Source organism: Syntrophomonas sp. (assembly GCF_028707975.1).
In the GTDB taxonomy this organism is placed as follows: domain Bacteria; phylum Bacillota; class Syntrophomonadia; order Syntrophomonadales; family Syntrophomonadaceae; genus Syntrophomonas.
The window spans coordinates 1-5341 of the sequence record NZ_JAQVZX010000045.1 but is presented as its reverse complement, the minus strand read 5'-3'; the positions used below and the strand labels follow the sequence as shown (position 1 = coordinate 5341).

Below are 5341 nucleotides of genomic sequence, written 5' to 3'. Positions count from 1 at the left end.
ATTGCTATAATGTCTTTTTACGGCTCTGCTGCAACCGTGCTAAATTCTCATTACGGTTTTACCGTATTACCTGTGGGTGCGCCCTTTGGCTCCCTGGCCAGAAAAGCCGCCCAGCTTAAGAAATAATCAGTATCCTACTACATCTTACTTCAAATAGTTCAAAAAGGCAGGTTAAGAACCTGCCTTTTTATTTGCTTCCAAGCTGATAGTAAAGTGAGGGGTAAGGGGTGAGGGGTTTCGGTGTCAAAAGGACCGTCCCCTTGACACCCACATTGGCTTGTATAAATATACCGCTCGCAGCCTACGCATGGGCAACACCTACAGCTTGTCTCGCGGCTCAAGGGGTACCGCGCTAATCTCCCGTCCATGGGAATAGCGCTCTCGCGACATCCTGTCGCTCGCCCCCTTTCGCCTGCTCGCCTTCGCCGGGTGTCGCATCCATGCTTCGCCAACGCTCGCTTTGTATATTTATGCAACCCTTATGCAACAATTGAGTTTTTTGCAGGGGGATTAGAAACCCGTTACCTGTTTTGTTAATAGGAATCCGACCGCCCAAAAAAGTGATATATATTTGCTTCATTATATGGTGGCAGCAGGAAGTGCCTTCCAGTAGTAGTTCGTCAGAATGCTGTGACCATAGGTGTCCGCCGCAGCAAAGGCTTCGTCAAAACTGCCATACTTATTCCGGTCAAACCCCGGTGTGGCCCACTTGCCTCCCAGATCTAGCCAGCGAGGGGCACAGCCTCTTTTCACCAGGATAAACCGGGGGTCTAACAGCTCTTTCCCTGCCGGCAAGGGCGCGGTGGTAGCATAGGCATAAAGGTGTTGAATATGGGCTTCAACTCCGCTGGCCGGGCTGTCAAAAAAGGCCCCGTGCTTACCTTCAATAAAACGCACCTTTTGGGGATTGGCTCCTCGCAAATCTTCTGTGGCTGTAGCTGCCTTTCCGGTAACGCTTAAGCCACAATAATTGTTTTGCTCGGGCATGGCCAGTCCCCCGAATTTCCACCAGCCGGTTTCCTTGGCTGCCTGGCAGAAGGCAATATCCCCTCTTACCCCGTATTCCCTTCCCATCTGCAGGTAGAGTTCAACCAGATCCGGCGCCAGCGGGTTGTTCTCCTGCAAGAGGGCTTTCAATTGCTCCGCCGTAGCGGTAGAATCACCCATTATACTTATTTCATAATCATTTTTGACTGCTGCCGGCTGGGGAGAATCAATGACTATTACCTGGTGGTTGGTATCATCCCAGTCAACCTTCATATCCATTCCTTCAAAAGTGGACCTCAAGGGCACCATGGTGCTGAAGTCTACCGGCAGGGCCTGGGAAGTCATGACTATTACCTGGTAGTTGGCGGGGTCCCAATCAACCTTCATACCCATTCCTTCAAAAGTGGACCTCAAGGGCACCATGGTCCGGTCATTTATTATAACAGGTAATACATCATCCGGTTTAATCTCCCGGCCATCAAAATAAATCTGAACAAACTGGCCTTTGCCGCCGGCCGGCAACAAGGATAGATTCGCCGGTGATGAACTGCTGATTAATACCCGGTAGTTTTCCGGATCCCAGTCCACCTTGAGCCCCAGTCCCTCGCTAATTACCCGCAACGGGACCATGACCCGGTCATTCTTGATAAAGGGAGCAGCCTCTCCCGGATCCACCTGCCGGCCATCCACGAAAATCTTTACCGGCTGAGTTTCTGCGGCCAGCGCAGAAAACAGACCTGAACCCGCCAGGCAGAATAGCAATGCCAGCAGCAAAGTATACAAAAACGACTTGTTTTTCATTTAATCGCACCTCCAGAATAATTCCCCGAATGTATTTGACTCCACTGCAAAAAACCCTTTTTGTTGCATAAGGGTTGCATGAATATACAAAACGAGCGTTGGCGAAGGTGAAAGCCTGATTCGGAACGACACGGGGGTCGTTCCCTACATAGCCTGCGATCGCTATTAAGGTTGCACCCTGCGGGTACGCCTGGTGCTCCCTTCGGTCGCTATTAAGGTTGCTGAGCGGTATATTTATGCACACTAATGCATATTAATTACTTTTGCAGTGACATCATATTTTAATAATTCCATTTATATCGGCAAAATCCTGCCGCAAGACTGAAAAAGCCTGCGAGATTTACATAATTCATCAACATTTAGCAAAATTTATTCATTCTAACCTGGATAAAGAGACATGTTTTTCAGCTCATTTGTAGTATTGTATTAATACTATCCCTTTGTAATAAAACAACTTACATTAATCGGGTACGCCAGGTGATCCACCCTTCGGGTGTCAGCATAAATGTTGCGGGCATTGGGGGTTAGGAAGAAAGGGGTGCTTGTTGGGGCAAGAACGGAACAGAATCGCAATCTTCCCGGTTGCGCGGAAGCTGTAGTCAGATAGGGTGAACCGGGGTTGATGGTTTTACCGGGGGAGGTGGAAAACTATGTCAGGGAGAGTAAGGCGGACTGAATCATCAATTATCCAGGAAAATGCTAATTTCGCCAATATGGCTAAGAGTCAGTTTTTGTCGAACATGAGCCACGAAATACGAACTCCCATTATCGGCATACTAGGCTCGCTTGACCTGCTTGAACAAAGTGATTTAAGTCAACAACAGGCAGCTAATATTTCCATTATCCGCGAATGTGGGGAACAGCTTTTGCAAATAATTGATAATATCCTGGATGTATCCAAGATTGAAGTAGGTCTGGTCACTCCAAATCTGGAGCCATGTAATTTGCACGAGTTGACTCTTGCCACTATTGAGAGAGTTGACACATTGCTTAAAAGGAAAGGCCTCGGCTTTAAGCTGAATATTGATAGCCAAATACCTGCAAAACTTATGCTTGATAAGAGTAAACTACAGCAGATTATGCTTAATCTCCTCAATAATTCAATGAAATTTACTCTGGAAGGAAGTATAGAGTTAAGGGCAGGCATTCACCCGGAGGATTCATCCCGCTTGCTTTTTTCCATTACTGACACTGGAATAGGTATCCCCCAGAGCTTTCTTGAAAGATTATACGATCCCTTCACTCAGGCTGACAGTTCCAACTCCCGACAGTATGGGGGAACTGGTCTGGGGCTTTTTATCTGCAAGAAATTACTGGGATTGATGGGAGGGGAAATAAATGTCAGCAGTATGCCCGGTAGCGGTACTACCTTTTTCTTTAGCATCCCTCTAATGGAAGCAGATGAGGTTGAACTCCAGTCTCAGGACGAATTTAGACCAGAAGAGCGTGAAAGCAGAGAAGATTCCTTATTGGATTTTACCCCTATTCAGGTACTGCTGGTTGAGGACAACCCCCTCAATCAAAAAATCGTGGGGCAAATGTTACATAATTACGGCTTTGAAGTAATCATGGCTTCCAATGGACTGGAAGGCTTGAGAATTCTTCAGGATAGCCAGGTTAAAATTATACTAATGGATATGCAAATGCCGATTATGGATGGCTATGAGGCCACCCAGTTCATCCGCCAGGATAGTAAATGGAGGGAGATTCCGATAATAGCCATGACCGCTCATTCCCTGCCGGGAGATCGGGAAAAATGCCTGGCCTGCGGTTGTACCTCCTATATATCCAAACCCTTTAAAGGGAACGATCTGGTGCAGCTGATGAAAGGATATATTAAACGGGACTTCAAGGAATCTACCTCGCCCCAGCACTTGATCGCCGAGCTTATGCCTGAATTCATCACTCTCTTGGACGAAATGATAGGCGATTTGGATATAGCGGTTAAAAATCGCAATATTGATAATATCCAGGCGATAAGCCATGATATCAAGGGTACGGCCGGAATGTATGGATTTATGAAAGTTTCACAACTGGCCACAGCCATTGAACAAGCCTCCCGGATAAAAGACATGCAAAGAATCAAGCAAATCTGTTCTGAGCTTTACCAACAGGTCGAGAAGATCAAAATACAGGTGTCCTAGTCTTTCCCTAAGCTGCTAAACCGGTATTATGTACGATTTCGCTTATCTGCCGGGGTTTGTTCATACTGTATAAATGTACGCCAGCCACCGCATTTTCCAGCAGTTCCTTGATCTGCTGGCTGGCATAGTCAATACCTGCTTTTTCCATATCAAGCGGCTCTTTTTCATATTTGTCCACCAGTTTCAAAAGTCTGGCCGGCATGGAGGCTCCGCAGAGATAAATCATTCTTTTAATCTGCCCGGCGTTCAGTACCGGCATAATGCCAGGAATGACCGGGCAATTTATACCTATAGCTTGACAGCGCTCCCAAAAATCAAAAAAGACCCGGTTGTCGAAAAATAGCTGGGTAATTAAGAAATCCACCCCGTTGTCCACCTTATTCTTCAGGTGGAAAAGATCATCCTTTAAACGGGGACATTCCGGATGTCCTTCCGGATGAGCAGCAGCAGCAATTCCAAAACTATCATCATAGGCGGCCCTTATATCACGAATAAGTTCAAAGGCATAATGGTATTCCTGCCGGCTGAAATCGAACTGCGGCTCATCTTCTGGGATATCCCCGCGCAAGGCCATGATGTTACAAATTCCTTCCCTATTAAGCCGGGCAAGTATATTTTTGATGTCCTCCTGGCGATGGCCTATGCAGGTCAAATGCGCCTGGGCTTCAATACCATATTCCTTTTTTACCCGGGCAGCGATTTCCACCGTTCGTTCCCGGTTGCTGCCTCCGGCTCCGTAAGTAACGCTTATGTAAGCCGGGCTCAGTCTTTTTAATTCCTTCACAGTATCAAAAACACTTTCCAGGGGATAAGCCATCCGGGGAGGAAATATCTCCAAAGACAATAGCGGAGCCTTCTGCCGGTATAATTCAATAATTCTCATATCTCAAACCATCCTCAATTTTTGGGGTGTCAAGGGGACGGTCCTTTTGACACTGTAACCCCTGCACCTTACCCCTTACTCCTCACTTTTCTTACTAGCTCTCCAGTGTCACGGGGACGGGGTTGTTGACATATTGACATACTTGAACCCTTTGGTTGCTATTAAGATTACTGTGGCCGTCACTCAACCAGTAATCCGCTAAGTGTTTCTACTGCAAAAAGTTATTAATATTCATTGGCTTGTATAAATATACCGCTTAGCTCCCTTAATTACGACCGTAGGGAGCATCAGTTGTGCCCGCAGGGCGCTTCGCATGAGCAACACCTGCGGCTTGTCTCGCAGCTCAAGGGGTACCATTCCGCCCTCCGTCCTCCGTCTTCCGCCTTCAGCCCTCCGCCTTCCGTCTTCCGTTTTTACATATTCGCTATCAGCGCATCAGCGAATCCGGAACATTTGACTTCCTGAGCATCCTCCATAAGACGGGCAAAATCATAGGTTACCACTTTGCTGGCAATGGTCTTTCCTA

3 protein-coding genes are annotated in these 5341 nt (G+C 47.1%); 1 reads left to right on the top strand and 2 read right to left on the bottom strand.

Going from position 1 to position 5341, the window contains the following annotated elements; all coding sequences use genetic code 11:
- Window positions 1-579 precede the first annotated feature (579 nt).
- A complete protein-coding gene (locus tag PHP87_RS07275; protein WP_299919999.1) occupies window positions 580-1788 on the bottom strand; it encodes a stalk domain-containing protein in 1209 nt (402 codons plus the stop codon).
- A 650-nt stretch (window positions 1789-2438) separates the two neighbouring features.
- On the opposite strand from PHP87_RS07275, the gene PHP87_RS07270 reads away from it, so the two are divergent.
- A complete protein-coding gene (locus PHP87_RS07270) occupies window positions 2439-3932 on the top strand; it encodes an ATP-binding protein (protein ID WP_299919998.1) in 1494 nt (497 codons plus the stop codon).
- 7 nt (window positions 3933-3939) lie between these two features.
- On the opposite strand, the gene metF is transcribed toward PHP87_RS07270, so the two are convergent.
- Window positions 3940-4815 (bottom strand): methylenetetrahydrofolate reductase [NAD(P)H], encoded by an 876-nt coding sequence (gene metF / locus PHP87_RS07265; protein WP_299919997.1) that lies wholly within the window; start codon window positions 4813-4815, stop codon window positions 3940-3942.
- Between the last annotated feature and the right edge of the window lie 526 nt (window positions 4816-5341).